Annotated in this window: 16 protein-coding genes and 1 other RNA gene; 4 read left to right on the forward strand and 13 right to left on the reverse strand. The window is 49.5% G+C overall.

Annotation, left to right across the window (positions count from 1 at the left end; all coding sequences use genetic code 11):
* Nucleotides 1-234: 234 nt before the first annotated feature.
* From ACJJIC_RS04800 to ACJJIC_RS04820, 5 genes are all read right to left on the reverse strand, one after another.
* Entirely contained in the window at nt 235-1770 is a 1536-nt protein-coding gene (locus tag ACJJIC_RS04800) for a cryptochrome/photolyase family protein (RefSeq protein WP_444910689.1), read from the reverse strand.
* A 429-nt stretch (nt 1771-2199) separates the two neighbouring features.
* Nucleotides 2200-3393: a CaiB/BaiF CoA transferase family protein gene (locus tag ACJJIC_RS04805; protein ID WP_445356538.1), complete on the reverse strand. Its 1194-nt coding sequence runs from the start codon at nt 3391-3393 to the stop codon at nt 2200-2202.
* Nucleotides 3394-3635: 242 nt separating this feature from the next.
* Entirely contained in the window at nt 3636-4784 is a 1149-nt protein-coding gene (locus tag ACJJIC_RS04810) for an acyl-CoA dehydrogenase family protein (RefSeq protein ID WP_444883005.1), read from the reverse strand.
* Nucleotides 4785-4925: 141 nt separating this feature from the next.
* Nucleotides 4926-7082 (reverse strand): 3-hydroxyacyl-CoA dehydrogenase NAD-binding domain-containing protein, encoded by a 2157-nt coding sequence (locus tag ACJJIC_RS04815; protein ID WP_445356539.1) that lies wholly within the window; start codon nt 7080-7082, stop codon nt 4926-4928.
* A gap of 9 nt (nt 7083-7091) precedes the next feature.
* A complete protein-coding gene (locus ACJJIC_RS04820; protein ID WP_444889201.1) occupies nt 7092-8300 on the reverse strand; it encodes an acetyl-CoA C-acetyltransferase in 1209 nt (402 codons plus the stop codon).
* Between the two features lie 377 nt (nt 8301-8677).
* On the opposite strand from ACJJIC_RS04820, the gene ACJJIC_RS04825 reads away from it, so the two are divergent.
* Complete coding sequence (locus ACJJIC_RS04825) at nt 8678-9919, forward strand: OmpA family protein (RefSeq protein WP_444883002.1); 1242 nt, start codon at nt 8678-8680, stop codon at nt 9917-9919.
* Nucleotides 9920-10026: 107 nt separating this feature from the next.
* Here the strand turns inward: ACJJIC_RS04825 and ACJJIC_RS04830 are convergent, their stop codons facing one another.
* The gene (locus tag ACJJIC_RS04830) at nt 10027-11061 is read right to left on the reverse strand and encodes an AraC family transcriptional regulator (protein ID WP_444887405.1); all 1035 of its coding nucleotides are present in this window, start codon (nt 11059-11061) and stop codon (nt 10027-10029) included.
* A gap of 452 nt (nt 11062-11513) precedes the next feature.
* Here ACJJIC_RS04830 and ACJJIC_RS04835 point away from each other — a divergent pair, with 452 nt between their 5' ends.
* Nucleotides 11514-11828, forward strand: coding sequence for a helix-turn-helix domain-containing protein (locus tag ACJJIC_RS04835; protein ID WP_444883000.1), 315 nt, complete (start codon nt 11514-11516; stop codon nt 11826-11828).
* A gap of 178 nt (nt 11829-12006) precedes the next feature.
* Here the strand turns inward: ACJJIC_RS04835 and ACJJIC_RS04840 are convergent, their stop codons facing one another.
* The 3 genes from ACJJIC_RS04840 to rpiA form a co-directional block, all read right to left on the reverse strand.
* Nucleotides 12007-12387: a DUF4168 domain-containing protein gene (locus ACJJIC_RS04840; RefSeq protein ID WP_252083599.1), complete on the reverse strand. Its 381-nt coding sequence runs from the start codon at nt 12385-12387 to the stop codon at nt 12007-12009.
* A gap of 212 nt (nt 12388-12599) precedes the next feature.
* Nucleotides 12600-13223 (reverse strand): transglycosylase SLT domain-containing protein, encoded by a 624-nt coding sequence (locus ACJJIC_RS04845; RefSeq protein ID WP_444899631.1) that lies wholly within the window; start codon nt 13221-13223, stop codon nt 12600-12602.
* Nucleotides 13224-13235: 12 nt separating this feature from the next.
* Nucleotides 13236-13910 carry a ribose-5-phosphate isomerase RpiA gene (gene rpiA, locus ACJJIC_RS04850; RefSeq protein WP_252083597.1) on the reverse strand — a complete coding sequence of 225 codons (675 nt, stop codon included), beginning with the start codon at nt 13908-13910 and terminating at the stop codon, nt 13236-13238.
* A gap of 216 nt (nt 13911-14126) precedes the next feature.
* Here rpiA and ilvA point away from each other — a divergent pair, with 216 nt between their 5' ends.
* Nucleotides 14127-15641 (forward strand): threonine ammonia-lyase, biosynthetic, encoded by a 1515-nt coding sequence (ilvA, locus tag ACJJIC_RS04855; protein ID WP_252083596.1) that lies wholly within the window; start codon nt 14127-14129, stop codon nt 15639-15641.
* Between the two features lie 245 nt (nt 15642-15886).
* Nucleotides 15887-16024: a hypothetical protein gene (locus ACJJIC_RS04860; protein WP_252083595.1), complete on the forward strand. Its 138-nt coding sequence runs from the start codon at nt 15887-15889 to the stop codon at nt 16022-16024.
* A 168-nt stretch (nt 16025-16192) separates the two neighbouring features.
* Here ACJJIC_RS04860 and ACJJIC_RS04865 read toward each other — a convergent pair whose 3' ends face one another.
* From ACJJIC_RS04865 to ACJJIC_RS04880, 4 genes are all read right to left on the reverse strand, one after another.
* Nucleotides 16193-16771, reverse strand: a complete 579-nt coding sequence (locus ACJJIC_RS04865; RefSeq protein WP_444882996.1) for a 5-formyltetrahydrofolate cyclo-ligase — start codon at nt 16769-16771, stop codon at nt 16193-16195.
* 28 nt (nt 16772-16799) lie between these two features.
* Nucleotides 16800-16980: non-coding RNA, 6S RNA (ssrS, locus tag ACJJIC_RS04870), on the reverse strand.
* Nucleotides 16981-17052: 72 nt separating this feature from the next.
* Entirely contained in the window at nt 17053-17382 is a 330-nt protein-coding gene (locus ACJJIC_RS04875; RefSeq protein WP_252083593.1) for a cell division protein ZapA, read from the reverse strand.
* Complete coding sequence (locus ACJJIC_RS04880) at nt 17382-17585, reverse strand: TIGR02449 family protein (RefSeq protein ID WP_152455364.1); 204 nt, start codon at nt 17583-17585, stop codon at nt 17382-17384. The genes ACJJIC_RS04875 and ACJJIC_RS04880 overlap by 1 nt, the downstream gene beginning before the upstream one ends.

The raw sequence follows: 17585 nt of genomic DNA on the forward strand, positions 1-17585 counted from the left end.
ATCACAGCTAGCACACATTGAGTTAGCCCGAGGTACCATACGTATGGTCTTTTGTATTGTATCTTGGGTTAATTTAAATTTTTTACCTCCTATTATTTTTTTCCTTTCTTTCCCTGCCTTTATTGTTTAGTTGTTTTTGAAAACCATCTCATAAGTGAAAGTACTGCCTGAAGTGTTGATGGTTGCGAGGTTATTTTATTTTAGCTTTTTGGCTGGAGCAGAAGAGAGGATTTTCTAATTGCAGCTTAAAGAATTTATGAAGCTATTGGCTTGAGCTTGGATATCTTTTTTTTCCTTCGTTTTCAATTTATCTAAGAGGCTGAGCATCATAGACATTCTTGGATTTTTCTTAAAATATTTGCGCTTTTCTAAGAGAAAATTCCAATAAAGACTATTGAAGGGACATGCATCTTCACCAACTCTCTTCTTTACATTGTATCGGCAGTTATCACAATAGTTGCTCATTTTATTGATATATGAGCCACTGCTTATATAAGGCTTTGTTGCGACCAGTCCGCCATCGGCATATTGACTCATACCGCGAGTGTTCGGTAACTCTACCCACTGAATAGCATCGATATATATCCCTAAATACCATGCATCTACTTGGTCTGGGTCGGTTTGTGTTAAAAGAGCAAAGTTACCAGTTATCATTAAACGCTGAATGTGGTGGGCATAGGCATGCTCAAGGCTGTTTTTGATAGCGCTTTTAAGGCAGTACATATCCGTTTGCGCTGTCCAATAGAAATTGGGCAGCGAATTATGATTTTGTAGTTTGTTGATCTTCGTATAGTTTGGCATCTCTTGCCAATAAATACCGCGCATATACTCCCGCCAGCCAAGAATTTGCCGGACAAACCCTTCTATTTGATTCATATGAATTTCCTTCTTGTTGGAATTCCAATGATTAATAGTGCGATTGATAACTTCACTGGGGGATAGTAATTTGCAGTTAAGAGAAAAACTCAGGCGGCTATGAAAAAGGTAGGCCTCGTTGGGGTCCATCGCATCCTGGTAATCGCCGAAGTGTGGTAAAAGATATTTACAAAAATGGTTAAGGACTTTGAGGCTATCTTCTCTACTTGTTGGCCAGGTAAAATGCTTGGCGTTAATAGAACCAATGGTTTTTATTTTTGCGGCTTGGATACGTTTAAGTGTTTTTTCCACATTCTTTCGAAATAGGTATTGTCGGGGAATTTGAGGGTCTTCACTCCATTTTTTTCTATTACCTTTATCAAAATTCCACTGGTTTCCTTCAGGATCCCCCTTTTTATCGACAAGTATATTGTTTTCCCTGCGCATATGGCGATAGAAGCTTTCCATTAAGAGAGTTTTTTTTCCCTTAAAGAAATCCTTCAAGTAGTTTCTGGTGGTTAGAAAATGTTCTGTGTCATAGGCCTTATACTCTATCTGCAATTCTTGAACTATTGTATTTAGTTGCTCTTCAAGGCGATACTCATCAGGTAGTTGATATTCAAATCTCTGAATATCTAGCTGAGCAACTATTTGTCGAATATTTTCTTTAAGATTTTGTCGATTTTCTTTGCAGTCAATCTGATAGTAAATGACTTGATGACCATGTGATTTCAGCCACTCGGCAAACGTTTGCATGGATTCAAAAAAGGCAACCACTTTTTGAATATGATGAATGGCGTAATCTGTCTCCTGTCGTATCTCGGCAATATGGTAGAAAATATCTGAACTGCTTGATTTATACCAAGAGTGCTTATGGTTGAGCTGGTCGCCGAGTATTAATCGTAGCGTTTTCAAAAGGAAAGCCTTTTTGGAATACAGTTTTTGTCAAAAGGTTATATTTGGTTAAGAGTAAAGCTATTTGTATGCTTTTCAGGTCTCATAACTTCTAAAGTTTAGTAGTTCATCGCAGATTGAAGTTACGCTTTTACGCCAAAGTCATTTATTTTATGATTATAGTGTACTGTATGTGTTCACTGTTTAGGATTGTTATAGTTGCTTTATTTTGCCTATTGATTGACGCTATTTAAGTGAGAAATAGCATAGGGGGCATAAACCCTAAGAGTCCTTAAAGTTGACTGCTACCATTTACAATTGATCAAAACCTCAAGATCTCCGAAGGATGTAAATACGACTTGAATTGTAGGCTTAGCGGTTCTTCAGTGAATACCTTTCACAGCGGCGATTCTGGATCAAGTTATTCCTCTGGCAGTTTTTTGAGTTGGTCTAAACGATAATTTTTTGAGCAATTAGTCGGTCAATGTCCTCAGTGTTAAACCCTAGTGAACTCAGTAGGGATCGGCTATCGGCACCCAGTTTGGAGCCTGCTTGGTGTTGTATATTTTTCTTTCCATTAAACTTGAAGGGCGTGTTGATCTGTAGGAGAGGGCTGTCACTTTTGGTCTTTGCGTTTACAACCATTTGCCGCTCTTTGAACAATTTACTTTCTGTTGCTTCACTAAAGTTGAGAACAGGCTCAACGCAGGCGTCGAGATCAGAGAAAATATTAATCCATTCACTCAGCTTACGTTGTTGTATAACCTCGGAGATATCTTGTTTCAAGCTCTCTTGCTGATCGCTCTCTAGTACCCGAACCATCCAATCCGGATGCCCAATTCCTTGAAAGAAAGCTTCGGCAAACTGAGGTTCAAGGCTACCAACGGATAGATAGCGGTCATCGGCTGTACGGTAATAATCATAGTAACTTCCACCGTTAAGCAGTTCCATTTCCACCTTAGGATCTCCACCATTTGCGAGAGCACTGGCTCCGCTTATGGCATTCAAAGCATAGGCACAGTCGGTCATACTGATATCGATATAGCTGCCGCTGCTTGTTTGTTGGCGGTGATACACGGCGGCAAGAATTGCCATGGCTGCATGGTGGGATCCACCGGCAATATCGGCAACTTGCATACCACTCAGACTGGGTCCGCTGGTCTGCCGACCGGAATAGCTGGCGAGCCCTGAGAGTGCAAGATAATTGATATCATGCCCAGCACGCATTTTAAGAGGGCCATCTTGTCCGTATCCGGTGATTGAACAATAGATAATATCTGTGCGTATATCACTGAGGTCTTCATAGCCAAAACCAAGCTTATCCATGACTCCTGGGCGGAATTGTTCAATGACAATGTCGTATTCAGAAAGTAGTTTTTCAATAATTTTCTTTGCTTCATGGCTTTTTAAATCTAAAGCCAAAGATTTTTTGTTGCGATTAATTGTTGCATGAGCTGCGGAAACGGGATCTTCACTGTCGATCATAGGAGGAAGCCCCCTAAGCATATCCGGACGATTCGGCGATTCTATACGTAGAACCTCCGCACCCATGTCCGCTAATAACATAGTGGCGTATGGACCTGGAAGCAGGGTGGTGAAATCGAGTATACGTAGGCCTTGCAGGGAGGTGATAGATTTATTCATTGCTTATTTTATATATTATTGTTTGGAAGTTTACGTAAAGAAATTTTCAGAAATTAAACATGCAATTAATCTTTTATATGACAAGTATGAACGAATTTTGTGGAAGAGTTTTATTTATTAGTTGATGGCAAATAGAGATTGGTGTAGATGAAATCGTAAATTGGATCGGCGATTAATTGTTCTCTTATTAATACAGTGGCAGGTTGAACCCGGCGGTAGTGTAGGCCGCCGGGTTATTGCGCTTAGTTGTCACGGAGAATTTCACGGGAAATAATGAGTTTCATGATTTCATTCGTTCCTGCATAAATACGTTGTACCCTGGCGTCAGCCCAGGAGCGGGCAATAGGATACTCCCACATATAGCCGAATCCACCATGGAGCTGAACGCACTCATCCAGCATCTTACATTGGAAGTCGGTAGCGAGTAATTTGGCTTTTGCTGCAGTGGCTACATCAAGCTTTTTCTCGTAATGGAGTTCCAGGCAACGATCCACAAAGACTCTGAGGGCAGAGAGTTCACTGTCCAGTTCCGCCAGTTTGAACTGTGTATTTTGAAACGCGGCTATAGGTTTTCCAAAGGCTTTGCGGTCTCGTACATAGTCAATAGTCCACCCTAATGCTGCTTCCGCATTGGCAATGGCAAAAATAGCTACACTGAGTCTTTCCTGTGGTAATTCCTGCATTAGGTAGACAAAACCTTGGCCTTCAGCTCCCAGTAAATTCTCCTGGGGTACTCTGACATCATCAAAGAAAAGCTCGGAGGTATCCTGAGCCTTCATGCCAATTTTTTCCAGATTATTGCCTCTTTTGAATCCTTCCGATTTGGCATCAACCAATAATAGGCTTACTCCGGAAGCCCCTTCACTGGGGTCTGTTTTTGCAACAACGATAACCAGATCGGCGTGCTGGCCATTGGTTATAAATGTCTTGGAACCATTGAGTAGATAGTGATCGCCACGCTTGATTGCGGTTGTTTTTACTCCTTGCAGATCGGAACCCGCGCCGGGCTCTGTCATGGCGATGGCCGTTACAATTTCACCGCTGATACATTTAGGTAAGTACTCCTTTTTTTGCTCTTCACTGCCGTAATTAATAATGTAGGGCACGGCAATATTGGAGTGCAGCCCCCAGCCGATGCCAGAAAGACCTGCACGGGCGATTTCCTCATCGATAATAGAGTTATAGCCGTAGTCCAGTCCAAGGCCGCCGTAGGATTCGGAGATTTGAGGGCAGAGAAAGCCCATTTCACCGGCCTTATTCCAAAGAGCACGATCGACCTGCCCATCTTTCTCCCACTGACTGTGAAAGGGGATGGCCTCGTTTTCGAGGAACTTTCGCACGGTATCGCGAAAATGCTCGTGGTCTTCGTTGTAAACGGTTCTCGGTATCATTCTGAACTCCAACATTCGTTTTTATTATCTGGAATTGTAGACTCTTCGCATTTGTGCAATTGCGGGACTGCCCGGCCGTGGCAGCCCCGTTAATTCTGCTGAATCTTCTCGCTCATCGGCGACTTCGTAGTCTTTATGTGACTAATGGGTATCCTTCAACTCCTCTCTGGACTCGGCGAGTGCTATTAATGTTTCCGGGGGAGAAAATCTGTCCCCGTAGGTTTCGGCAAGTTTTTGGGCGCGCTGTACAAAAGCTTCAACGCCATATTGGTTAATATATTGCAGGGCTCCGCCGGTCCAGGGAGGAAAACCAATACCAAAAATTGAGCCGATATTGGCCTCTCGCACGCTGCGTAGCACTTTTTCTTCGTAGCAGCGCAGTGTCTCTATGGCCATGATAAATAACAGGCGCTCCTTGATATCCTCAACAGGGGGTTGTTTGGCCGCTGGAAACTCCTGCTGCAGGCCTTGCCAAAGGTGTTTCTTACCCCCTTCTGGATAGCTGTAAAAACCGCCACCCGCCAACTTGCCGGCGCGGCCAAGTTCCAGCATATGATCAATTACAGATTCTGCAGGATGTGTGGGGACACTTTTACCCTCCTTCTGCAGGTCATTAATTGTCTGTTGGCGAATCTTTCCCATTAAGGTGAGAGAGACCTCATCACTCACAGCTAGAGGCCCTACTGGGAATCCGGCCAGGGATGCGGCATTTTCAATCGTGGCGGGATTTATTCCTTCGCCAAGCATGCCAATTCCCTCATTGGTAAAGCAGCCAAAGACCCGAGAGGTGAAGAAGCCTCGGCTATCGTTAACAACAATCGGCGTCTTGCCGATTTGTAAAACGAAGGCGAAAGCCTGGGCCAAAGTCTCTTCACTGGTTTGCTTACCACAGATGATTTCCACCAGCGGCATTTTGTCTGCCGGGGAGAAAAAATGCAGGCCGATAAAGTTATCTGGCCGAGCAGAGGCCTGAGCCAGGCCGGTAATTGGTAGTGTGGAGGTGTTGGAGGCGAAGACAGCACTGCTATCCAGTTGGGCTTCTGCCTCGCGGGTAACTTCGGCTTTTAACTCTCGGTCCTCGAACACTGCTTCAATGATCAACTCACAACCGCTCAAGTCGGCGGCATTATCTGTTGGGTGAATATGAGACAGGATAGTCTGTACGTGTGCCTCGTCTGTTCGGCCGCGCTTCAGACGTTTTTGCAGTGCCTTTTCTGCATAGTTTTTACCTTTTAAGGCTGCCTCGGTGGAAATGTCTTTCAGCACCACCTCAATGCCCTTGCTGGCACAGGCATAGGCAATGCCGGCACCCATCATACCGGCCCCGAGTATGCCGATCTTTTTGATGGCTGTGGTTTTCGATTCGCGTGCGGCTGGTGGGAGAGAGGTGCCGGCCTTCAGCGCGTTAAGAGCAAACCAGAAGGTGCCGATCATATTTTTTGCTACTTGACCGCAAGTGAGGTCGACAAAGTAACGCGATTCGATACGCGTGGCAGTGTCGAAATCCACTTGGGCGCCCTCGATAACCGTCGCCAGTATCGCTTCAGGAGCGGGCATACAGCCGTGGGTTTTCTTTTCCAGCATGGCGGGGGCAATCATCAGCAGCTGGGCATTTTTAGGATTTTTGGCGTCACCGCCGGGCATACGGTAACCGGGTTGATCCCAGGGCTGTAGGCTCGGTTGTTCACTGTTGCTGAGGATATGGTCCCGAGCCTTATTGAGCAGCTCTCCGGTATTTTGGGCTGTCTCATGGATTAAACCACTTGCCAATGCTTGCTTGGCTTTTACCTGCTTACCTTCCAGCAGGAAGGGCAGTGCATTTTGAATACCTAGCAAGCGGGGCATACGTACACAGCCTCCACCACCAGGCAGCAGCCCAAGGGTGACTTCCGGTAGCCCTATTTTTACTGAGTTCTCTTCTAAGGCGATCCTATGATGGCAGCTGAGGGCAATTTCCCAGCCGCCGCCGAGAGCGGCACCATTGATTGCCGCTACAACAGGTTTGCCCTGAGTTTCTAGCCAGCGCAAGTTTGCCTTAAGGGCCTCACAAGAGTTAAAAAACTCCTGAGCCTCACTTGTCTTTGCGGCATAGAGGGACTTGAGATCTCCACCGGCGAAAAATGTTTTTTTAGTGGAGCGAACAATAATCCCCGCATAGTCCCACTGTTTTATCTCCTCCACCGCGGCCTGTAGTGAGTCTGTAAAATCTCGATCCATTACATTGGCGGAGGCATTGGGGTTGTCCATAATCAGGTGGACAATGTTATCGCTGTCTCTTTCCAAGCGTATAGATTTCATATTTTCCCCCTAGACCCTTTCGATAATAGTTGCCACGCCCATACCGCCACCTACACATAGGGTGACCAAGCCATAGCGCAACTGACGTTGCTCTAATTCATCAAGCACGGTGCCAATTAACATGGCACCAGTGGCGCCGAGAGGATGACCCATAGCGATAGCGCCACCGTTTACATTGATCTTCTGCGGGTCGATATCCAATTCATGTTGGAAGCGCAGTACTACTGCAGCGAAGGCTTCGTTGACTTCGTACAGGTCTATGTCATGGGCGCTTAGGCCCGCAGCCCTGAGGGCTTTGCGAGCGGAGGGAGCGGGTCCAGTCAGCATGATGGTGGGCTCGGTGCCGACTACTGCGGCGGAGACGATACGTGCCCGGGGTGTCAGGCCCAGGTCTTTTCCGGCCTGCTCACTGCCGATAAGAATGGCGGCGGCGCCGTCCACAATGCCTGAGGAGTTTCCTGCGGTATGTACGTGTTCGATAGCTTCCACCTGGGGGTAGCGGGAAATCGCTACGCTATCGAAGCAGAGGTCGCCCATGGCGGTAAAAGATGGGGAGAGATTGGCAAGCCCCTCCATGGAGGTTTCTGGGCGCACCAACTGATCGCGATCGAGAAGTAACAGGCCGTTCTGGTCCCGCACGGGGATTACGGATTTGTTGAAGGCACCACGTTGCCAGGCACTTGCAGCCTTGCGCTGGGATTGCAGAGCAAAGTTATCCACATCTTCCCTGGAAAAGCCCCCCAGCGTGGCAATTAGGTCGGCTCCGATGCCCTGGGGCGCGAAGCCTGTTTCTATGGCGGTTTGTGGGTCCATAGCCCAGGCACCGCCGTCACTGCCCATGGGCACCCGCGACATAGACTCAACGCCACCGGCCACTACAAGCTGTTCCCAGCCAGAGCGGACCTTGGCGGCGGCTAAATTAACAGCTTCGGCACCGGAGGCACAAAAACGGTTTAAGGTGACGCCGCCAATATCCCAGTCCCAACCGGCACCGAGTGTGGCGACCTTGGCGATGTCAGCGCCCTGCTCACCGACAGGTGTTACGCACCCCATTACCACATCATCGACCCTGGTCGTATCCAGTTGGCTGCGCTGTTGCAATTCGCGCAGCAGGTTGGAGAGCAGGGTGATGGGTTTGACTTCGTGCAGCGCGCCGCTGGGTTTTCCTTTGCCACGCGGGGTGCGGATCGCATCGTAGATATAGGCTTCACTGGGCACGGTTATGGCCTCTTTATTTTTGATTGTGGGTACAACCATAGTTGTGTGGGGTTTCGGCGCAATGATGAAAGACGCCAGGGGGGGTGACGTGGTTGTCAGCTCAGGTAATTAATGCAGCGAATTTTTTTACTTTACTTATTCCAAATCAAACTAACTCGATGAGTGGTGTGCCGTACACTCAAATAAGGCGCTTTATTTTTTATTTTCGGCCAGCGAATAGCAGCCGATTAGATTGTATTTAAGCCGCAATAGCCCCACCGAAAAATTTAGTTGTGGGTTTTGGCTCACAGGAAAAAGCCTTTATCTGGGTTGATTCACCATCAACACCATTTAAAGAGTGGCTTTAGCTTGCGGTTGTCTGGCAGTGAGGATTGACTATGGCAGAGAATCTACTGGAACTGGCGGCGAGCCAACTGGGCACCTCGGGTATCGGTACCCTGGCATCTGCACTAAACCTTCCGGCAGAGAAAGGTCAGTCAGCACTGGATACTGGAATTGCATTTGTTCTTGCAGGCATGCTGAATAAAGCCAGTAGTAAAACTGGTATGGCTTACTTGTTCAATATGGTTACGGACACTGAAGTTGCGGATCTCCCCAGTGTTTTGCAGCAGTTTGCAGATAAGGCAAAGTTGGAAGCCTCACTGCCAGTCGGTGATGCCATGCTGCAAAAAGTATTTGGTACCCGGGTCGAAGAAGTGAGCAAAGTAGCCACTACAGAACTGCCGGGTAATGAAGGTGGCCACCTATTAAAGTTGGTGCTGCCACTGGTGATGGCCCTGCTAGGCGCTCAGGTAAAAGCCAACAAAATGGACGTCTCTGACTTGGCTTCATTTTTAATTGGTCAGAGAGAGTTTTTACGCAACAAGGTCCCTGATGCACTCCTGGATGCTCTTGATGTAAAAGGGTTTGATAATCTGGGGGCCGCCCTGGTTACCCATGGCCATGCCAAGCCTCAGGAACCTCGGGAACAAGCCCTGCATGGCCATGTGGAAAAGAAAAAGCCCGTAAGTTTTAGCAGCTGGTTTTTTCCGTTATTAGTGGTACTAATTGCCCTCTATGCCTTAAATATGTGCATGGACAAGGGTAGGCAGGAGGAAGCGGCAGGCCAACCTTTTGAGACTCCACAGGAGCAAGCCTTTATGGAGGCGCCTTCACAGCCTGCTGGCGATACTCCTCCCAATGAAAATAGCGCCCAGGCTCAGTTGGGTCCGGATAAATTCTCTAGTAACTTGCGGGATTACTTGAAGAGCTTTGATCGGGACCCGAACCAGGAATTTATTCTGCGAGTGAAGTTTGAAAAAGGCACGGCAAAAATTCTTGATCCCCAGTCCGCAGATATTGATGCACTTGCACAAATTATGCAGGAAAACCCACAGCTTACGGTTGCTATTGAAGGGCATGTACAAGGGGAGGGCAATGAAATTAAAGAGCAGGAAATTTCGCAAGAGAGAGCGGATGTTGTGCGGGAGCTGTTGCTGCAAAAGGGGATTGCGGCTAATCGTATGACGGCCACCGGTATGGGATCCGCTAAACCTGTGCAGGAAAGTGAGACAGGGCAAACAACACCGCAGCCGATGAACAATGAGCGTATTAGTGTACGAGTGGTTAATACCGAATAGATATTTTCACAATCTTGGCAAGCAAATAGCCCTACATTTCTGTGGGGCTATTTATTTTGTGAAGCGATAAAAAACGCCCATTAATGTTGGAAATTTAATACTGGCAATCAGCTGCGAAATTTCTCGCGGTAGGCGCCGGGGGCGAGGCCAGTCCATTTTTTAAATGCGCGATTGAAAGCACTGGGTTCAGAAAAGCCGAGTCGTTCGGCGATTTCTGCCACTGCGGTTTCCTGCTGTTTTAGCTGGTACACGGCCATATCACGGCGTACAGAGTCTTTGATGTCTTGCCAGCTGTTGCCCTCGTCTTTTAGGCGCCGGCGCAGCGTTTGTGGGGAGGTGAACAGGCGTGCAGCCACATCGTCGAGGGAGAGATTCTCAATACTGTTCTGTTGTTGCAGCATACGGCGTATACGACCGGTAAAGCTGTGGTCAGATTTATATTGGGTGAGCAGGCACTCCGGTGCTCTGGATAAAAAGTCTGCCAGTTGCTGCTCATCCCGCACCAGCGGCATTTGTAAATAGCGGGTATTAAAAACCAGGCAGGTTTCAGCCTGGTTGAAGTAATGCCGGCACGGGAACATATCGCAGTAGTCCTCATTGTAATCCGGTGGTGGGAAGGCCAATAACACCCGTTCGAGCAAAATGGTGCGATCGATCAGCCAACTGAAAAAGCGCAGCCAGATAACGGCAATGGACTCTACGAAAATCTGATTAGGCAACTGTTTTTCGTTGCTGTGATGAATGATCAGCCTGGCCTCTTCGCCATCCTCTACCAGCTTGATATGCAGGTCGTCGCTGACCATGCTGATAAAGCGTGCTGAGCGCAATAGAGCTCGCCGCAGGTTGGGGCAGCTGATGCAGGCGTGGCCCATCATGGCAAAAGTACCCGGTAGCCAGGGGCGGGCTAAAAACCCGCCTGACTCATCATTCAATAAATCCCACTCAAGGCGCAGTAGACTGGCCATCTGCTCACGGCCGATGCGGCTGTCGGAATCTTCAAGATGGGCGGGATCTATCCCGCTGTCCCGCAGCAACTGTTGGCAATCCAGCCCCGCTGCCTGGGCGCCCACCAGCTGGGCGCGAACTACTGCGGCGAGGATACCTGGGTCCGCATCGCGGAGTTTGGGAGTCTCGCTTTCCACTGTCTCAGCCCTCAACGTGATCTTGTTTGCTGGGTGTAATTTTTACGTGCAAGCAGAGATTATGCGCAAAGCGAGCGTGAAAGTCAGGTTTATCCCCAGCGGGTGTAAGAAAAGGGCAACTCAGGCGAGCTGCACGGTAAAGGAGCGCTAATGAAAACTGTAGCTATTGCAGCTTTTTCCACGAAGTTAGACGTATGTTCATTGATTTATCGCCACCACTTATCAGATAGAGTGTAAGTGGTCGTAGCAATATCACTTTTCTTCGCTCTTTGCGTGAGGAGCAAGTCCTCCAGTATTTGGCTATGTTTTTCTCCAGGCGTAGGGAGTATAAATGGTCCAACAAACCCAATGATCAGCTTTTGGATAAAGTGTCTCGTAGGGTGGCTATAAATTAGACTGAAAAGTCAGATAAGATAAGAATAATCTAAACATGCCAATGAGGGAGTGGCCCGATGCCGTCAGCATCCGTCGAAAGCCAGCTGAATCCGACTATTTGTCGGCGTATGTTGATCGCCTATCTGATTGAACAGATTCCCCGCCCCAACAATCCAGCCCTGGAAGAGGCTACCGGGTGGCCGCGACGCACGGTTCAGGACATTATTGCCAAGGGGTTACCAGGCCACGGCACACAGGTGGAGTTTATTCAGGAGGGGGTGCGCCATAATGATGGCTATTACCGGCTTCACGACTGGGGCTCATTCGACCGCAATTGGGTAAAAAGCAACTTATCGGTGATCTGTCGGGTGCTGGGAGTCAGCATCGAATAGCCTTTTCTTCGCGGATACTCACCAATAAAGCATCTTATTTATTCTGAAAACCGGCTGACCGGAATTAGCACAAACACGTATGCACAATTGAAAAGTTACGCCGACCAGTGGCCGGCGACGAAATCCAATTATTTGTTAATTGAGCAGATTGGCGGTGCAGTGAGATATTGTGTCGGAATTACTGCGGTTTTTGGTTATGTCCCTGTTGCAGTATTTTATTGACCTTTTCCAGTAGGGCAGGATTAGATTTAATACTGCTGGCAATTTCCTGATATTTACTCTTTGATAACCCTGCCTTTTCAATAGCTGCGACCATCTTGCCCTGCGCTTCCTTGTTGAGGGCTTCAGCCTCTTTGATATCTGCAGCGGCCTTGAGCTTGGGGGCATACTCCCGGCTCAACATCACGATTGAGCGATAGGCATCGGCAAACTGCTTGAGCTGAGGTTCACTGAAGGAGACTTTTGGGGCCTCGGCCTGTGAAGTTGCTGTCTGGGCGGTCGCAAAGGGCACTGTGAGCAACAAGGCGAAAAGAGCGAGATATTTAAAAGGGAATTTCATTGGGCACTCCTGAAAGTTGGGGGGCGCTTTTGCTTCTACAGAGCAATACCCAGTCACACTGCTCAAATGCCTGGGTGTTGCTGCGGAATCCATCGGTAATTGAAAGCGTTGGCAATCAACTCTGAGACATTAGTTTCAGGGTAGTCAGTTTCAGAGCGGCTGTGGCGCCATTCCCCGCCACCGCAGCAATTTTTATCGGCGGTGGCTCAGGGCTAAAACAGGCCGAGGAACTTCCTGCGTTTTGGCAGAGACTGCTCACAGCTGTTGAGTTGTTGCTGGTAGCGCTGCGCTTTTGCCGAAACCTTGTGGGAAACCTTCTTGAGCCAGGCTTTATTTTTAAAACTACGCCGATTAAAGCCGCCGTGCCCCTCGTGGTAAGCCAGGTAGAGGTGGTAAGCGTCGCGAGTGCGGATTTGGCAGCGGCGCGCACTGGTATTGTTATACCAGCCAACAAAATCGATGGCGTCGCCAAAATCATCTCGATCGGCGCCATAGTTAAAGCTGGAACGTTGATATCCGCGCCAGGTGTTGCCGAGTGCCTGGGCGTAGCCATAGGCATCTGAGGGCCGAGGACCGGGAATAAAGCCGAGGATCTTGGTGCGCGGGGGGCGCGCATCATGCACAAAGCGCGACTCTTGGTGCAGAATGGCCATCATAACGGCCACAGGTGATCCCCATTTCTCCTCGGCAGCCTTGGCTTCCCGGTACCAGCTCTTCTTCTCACGAAAAATAGAGCAGATATTATCGAGGTTGCTCGGCGGGCTTGTGGCACAGCCCGCGCTCAGTGTCACGGCACCCAACAGTGCCGCCAGCAGTTTCTTATTCTTGTTTTCCATAATGTCTCTAGATTATCCAGCGGTGATGGTTTTCACTCCAGAGCTGGTGCCGAGCAGTAGTACATCCGCTGGGCGCTTGGCAAAGATTCCGTTAGTGACAACGCCGGTGATATTGTTGATTGCGTCTTCCAGGTCCTTGGGTTGCTCGATCTTCAAGTTATACACATCCAAGATGGCATTGCCATTATCGGTAATCACACCCTGGCGATAGACAGGGTCTCCTCCCAGCTTTACCAGCTCGCGGGCTACCAGCGAACGGGCCATGGGAATGACTTCCACCGGCAGGGGAAAATCGCCCAAAGTCTCTACCCACTTACTGTCATCGGCAATACAAACAAATTCCTCAGCGCAGGCGGCGACAATTTTCTCGCGGGTCAGGGCCGCACCGCCGCCTTTGATCAGCTCCAGGGCGGGGTTAGTCTCATCGGCACCATCCACATAAAACTGCATGCCATCTACGCTATTCAGTTCATAGACCGGGATACCGTGGGCCTTGAGTCTCTGTGCGGAGGCTTCAGAGCTGGCGACGGTGCCGTCAAATTGGCCTTTGATCTCTGCCAGGTAGTCGATAAAGAAATTGGCTGTGGAGCCGGTGCCGACGCCGACGATGGAATCGGCCTCCAGGCGCGGGGAGATATAGTCGATGGCGGCGCGAGCAGTAGCCTGCTTCAGTTCATCCTGGGTCATACGCTGGATAGTTTCCTGTGCAATTATTTCTGCTTTATCTATTTCTTTCGATAAAAAAAAGCGCAATAAATCTAAAAAAATGGTAATTATGCTGATCAAGGCTTAGACTGGCCTGCCGGTGTTGCGCTTGCGGCGGCTCCATGACCGCCCACTCCTGCTACTACGCTTGCCTGAGTCGCGCACAGAAATTAACCGCAACGGCAGTTGATACACGCCATGCCCAAGTCCTATATCAAGCGCATTTTAGACGCGCGCATTTACGATGTCGCCATTGAGACGCCTTTGGAGCCAATGCGCCAGTTGTCCCACCGTCTGGGCAACCGAATTTTGCTCAAGCGGGAAGACCTGCAGCCGGTTTTTTCCTTCAAGATTCGCGGCGCCTATAACAAGTTACTGCAACTGCCCCCGGAGCAACGTGCGCGTGGAGTAATTGCCGCCTCTGCGGGTAATCATGCCCAGGGGTTGGCAATGGGTGCCGCACAATTGGGGGTGCGCGCGACTATTGTGATGCCAAAGACCACCCCGCAAATTAAGGTCAGTGCCGTTCGTATGCGCGGTGCTGAGGTGGTGCTGTACGGGGATACTTTTGATGAGGCGGCCAGCCGAGCCCGCCAGCTGGTGAATGAACGCGACTTGGTATTTGTACATCCTTATGACGATCCGGATGTAATCGCCGGACAGGGCACCGTAGCCATGGAGTTATTGCGCCAGCATTCGGGTAATCTCGAGGCGGTTTTTATCCCGGTAGGCGGCGGCGGGCTTGCTGCGGGCATGGCGGCTTACATTAAATATGTGAGGCCGGAGACCCGTGTCTATGCCGTGGAGCCAGAGGAGGCGGCTTGTCTTAAAGCGGCCCTGAAGAGTGGTGAGCGTGTCCGCTTGCCGCAGGTAGGGTTGTTTGCCGATGGCGTTGCGGTGGCACAAATTGGCGAGGAGACCTTCCGTGTGTTACGCGAAACAGTGGATGACGTGATCACGGTGAGTACCGATGAAATTTGCGCGGCGATCAAGGATATTTTTGAAGACACTCGCTCAATTGCCGAACCGGCCGGGGCAGTAGGCTTGGCCGGCTTAAAAAAATATGCAGAGCAGAGTGGTGGCCGCAATGTGGCTCTGGCGACGGTGTGTAGTGGCGCCAATATTAATTTTGACCGGCTGCGTTATATCAGTGAGCGCACAGAAATTGGTGAGAAACGCGAGGCGGTGCTGGCCGTGCGTATTGAAGAGCGACCGGGCAGCTACCTGCGCTTTTGTCGCGATCTTGGGGACCGTGCTATCACCGAGTTTAATTACCGTTATGCAGGCGATGGTGAGGCGCATATTTTTGTCGGCTTGCAGGTTTCTGCCGGCAGCGACCGCAGCCAGTTGGTAGAAGAGTTGGAGCGCAAAGGTTATAGCGTGACAGATCTCACCGATAATGAAATGGCCAAACTACATATCCGCCATTTAGTTGGTGGGAGAGTTCCGGGCTTGTGTCACGAGGTGGTCTACCGTTTTGAGTTTCCGGAGCGCCCCGGTGCGCTGCGGAAATTTCTCGAGCAATTAGCGGGCCGTTGGAATATCACTCTGTTTCACTACCGCAATCACGGTGCCGCTTACGGCCGGGTTCTGGCGGGTATGCAGGTTGAGCCCTCTGAGCGCGAGGAGTTATTGGATCTGTTGGAGCAACTGCAGTTTCCCTTTTGGGATGAAACTGAAAATCCCGCTTACAGCTTCTTTCTGGGTAGCTGATCCCAATTTGGGGGCATGGCGAGAAAGGTATCTCTTCACTTTCTTTTTGAGTAGACCAGGGTTTAAGTTTTGTCGAACCCCCTTGAGCAAAAATGCGACAAAAAACGCAGAAATTATTCAATAAACGGTTACTATTCCGACGATTGTTCAGTATCTTCTTTTGTCGTGGAACTTTTGCTATGGCTTAGGTCATAAGCGGGGTGAAACGCATATAACAAAAAAATTGATCGTACAGGATGGTCCCAATGAAAGCCGATGCGCTGACAATCGCCGTGGTTGTCTTTGTCGCGGGCGTTCTGCTGAGTACTAGTGGTTTGACCGAGGTATTTGCCTCGGAAAAAGAACCGCCAGCTGCTCTGCAAGAGGGAGTGGTTACCCGTTAGGCTGATGCCGGGGGGGCGCTCTGCCCAAGCACAACAAAAAAGGCCGGATACCTATGGTGTCCGGCCTTTTTTGTTGTGCTTTTGCGCCTAGCTAGTTTTTTATAGGCCGTTGAGTGCTCAAAAACTTTGGCATTATGTGATGTTTGTCAGAGAGTTGTTGCTCACGAATTACCGGCAACGATAGATACGCTTCTCTGTCACCACCATATCGAGAGGAATATCCCAGTTATCCGTTGGCAGCTGATCCACACATTGCAATTGGTGGGCGGCGCCAATTAGCAGTGGTCCACTACCGGGCAGCAATTGTTTGTGTTCAAAGGTACGATCATAAAAACCCGCGCCCATCCCCAGACGGGCGCCATTGGGATCGAAAGCCACCAGTGGTACCAGCACTAGGTCTAATATGCCTGCGGCCCGGCTGGGGCTTCGCACTGGCTCAGGAATATCGAAACGGTTTCGAAAAGGTAGCGGGCTGCCATTCCACTGCTTGAAGCCCAGGTGTGGGTGTGGTTCCACCGGTAGTATTGGCAGGTAGAAGCGCTTCTTCGGAAAGCGTTGTAATAGAGGGCGAACATCTAACTCACCATCCATTGGCCAGTAAATACCAATATGGAGGGCGCGCTTCATCTGCGGAATTCGGTTCAGCAAAGTGATGGCAGAGCGGCCATGCAGACGCTGTTGGTAGGCACTAAGCTGCCTCCGCCCCGCGCGCATACGCCGTCGCAGCTGCGTTTTATTTTCGCTCATGAATTGGGGGAGTAATAGAAAAAGAAATGGAAACCCCGAGTGTGCGGCTGTAGACGGAGCCTTGAACCGTAAGGTTCAAGGTGGCAGTCTCCGGGGTACATAAGGCTTTCCGCTACATGGCGGACCTGCACACCAGCACCCGCTGGAAACCACCAGGGTAAGATTATCGGCTCAAGGACATAGTCTGCTGGCCAACACCCCAGGGTATGTACTAATTATAACTTGTTGAAAGGGGGGCTGTTAACCGCAAATTGGGATGTTTTGTGGCACTGCTGGCAAAGTTATGACTGGGCCTCGCTTTCTGGGTCGGTATCCCCCAGGGCGTTTTGCATCTTATTTTGAAGCCGTTCCAGGATTTCTTTCTGTAGGGGAATACTGCTTAATTCCGCTTTCGCTTGGATAAGTTCGTGGGCAATATTGAGCGCGGCCATCACGGCAATACGCTCTACGCCAATAACGGTGCCGGTGGTTCGGATTCGAGACATGCGCTCATTAAGTAATTGAGCGGAAGCCTGTAGTCCCGCACGCTCGCCGTCGGCACAGGCAACGCGGTACTCTTTGCCGAGAATGGAAACGGTGACGGTTTCAGAAGTTAATGCAGAGTCTGCCATCAGGATTCTTGCGTAAGCCCTTTGAGACGATTAATCATGGCTTCAACCCGCGAACGGGCGGCCTCATTATTTTTAATTAAGCGCTGGCGTTCGCGCAGCCAGTCGGCTTCCTGCCGGCGCAGTTCACGATTGTCATTTGCCAGCTGTTGGCAGCGGGCGATCAGTGAATCCACGGTGCTTTCTAACGCTTGCAGCTTATCCAT

The sequence above is a fragment of the Microbulbifer mixtoriginis (SeqCode) genome, from assembly GCF_052468275.1.

Excerpts from the sequence above, each read along its gene's own strand:
- ACJJIC_RS04835 (WP_444883000.1), top strand. The coding sequence starts at position 11,514 with ATGCCGTCAGCATCCGTCGAAAGCCAGCTGAATCCGACTATTTGTCGG.
- ACJJIC_RS04880 (WP_152455364.1), bottom strand. The coding sequence starts at position 17,585 with ATGGATAAGCTGCAAGCGTTAGAAAGCACCGTGGATTCACTGATCGCC.
- ACJJIC_RS04845 (WP_444899631.1), bottom strand. The coding sequence starts at position 13,223 with ATGGAAAACAAGAATAAGAAACTGCTGGCGGCACTGTTGGGTGCCGTG.
- ilvA (WP_252083596.1), top strand. The coding sequence starts at position 14,127 with ATGCCCAAGTCCTATATCAAGCGCATTTTAGACGCGCGCATTTACGAT.
- ACJJIC_RS04825 (WP_444883002.1), top strand. The coding sequence starts at position 8,678 with ATGGCAGAGAATCTACTGGAACTGGCGGCGAGCCAACTGGGCACCTCG.
- ACJJIC_RS04865 (WP_444882996.1), bottom strand. The coding sequence starts at position 16,771 with ATGAGCGAAAATAAAACGCAGCTGCGACGGCGTATGCGCGCGGGGCGG.
- ACJJIC_RS04810 (WP_444883005.1), bottom strand. The coding sequence starts at position 4,784 with ATGATACCGAGAACCGTTTACAACGAAGACCACGAGCATTTTCGCGAT.
- ACJJIC_RS04875 (WP_252083593.1), bottom strand. The coding sequence starts at position 17,382 with ATGGCAGACTCTGCATTAACTTCTGAAACCGTCACCGTTTCCATTCTC.
- ACJJIC_RS04860 (WP_252083595.1), top strand. The coding sequence starts at position 15,887 with ATGAAAGCCGATGCGCTGACAATCGCCGTGGTTGTCTTTGTCGCGGGC.
- rpiA (WP_252083597.1), bottom strand. The coding sequence starts at position 13,910 with ATGACCCAGGATGAACTGAAGCAGGCTACTGCTCGCGCCGCCATCGAC.
- ACJJIC_RS04840 (WP_252083599.1), bottom strand. The coding sequence starts at position 12,387 with ATGAAATTCCCTTTTAAATATCTCGCTCTTTTCGCCTTGTTGCTCACA.
- ACJJIC_RS04815 (WP_445356539.1), bottom strand. The coding sequence starts at position 7,082 with ATGAAATCTATACGCTTGGAAAGAGACAGCGATAACATTGTCCACCTG.
- ACJJIC_RS04805 (WP_445356538.1), bottom strand. The coding sequence starts at position 3,393 with ATGAATAAATCTATCACCTCCCTGCAAGGCCTACGTATACTCGATTTC.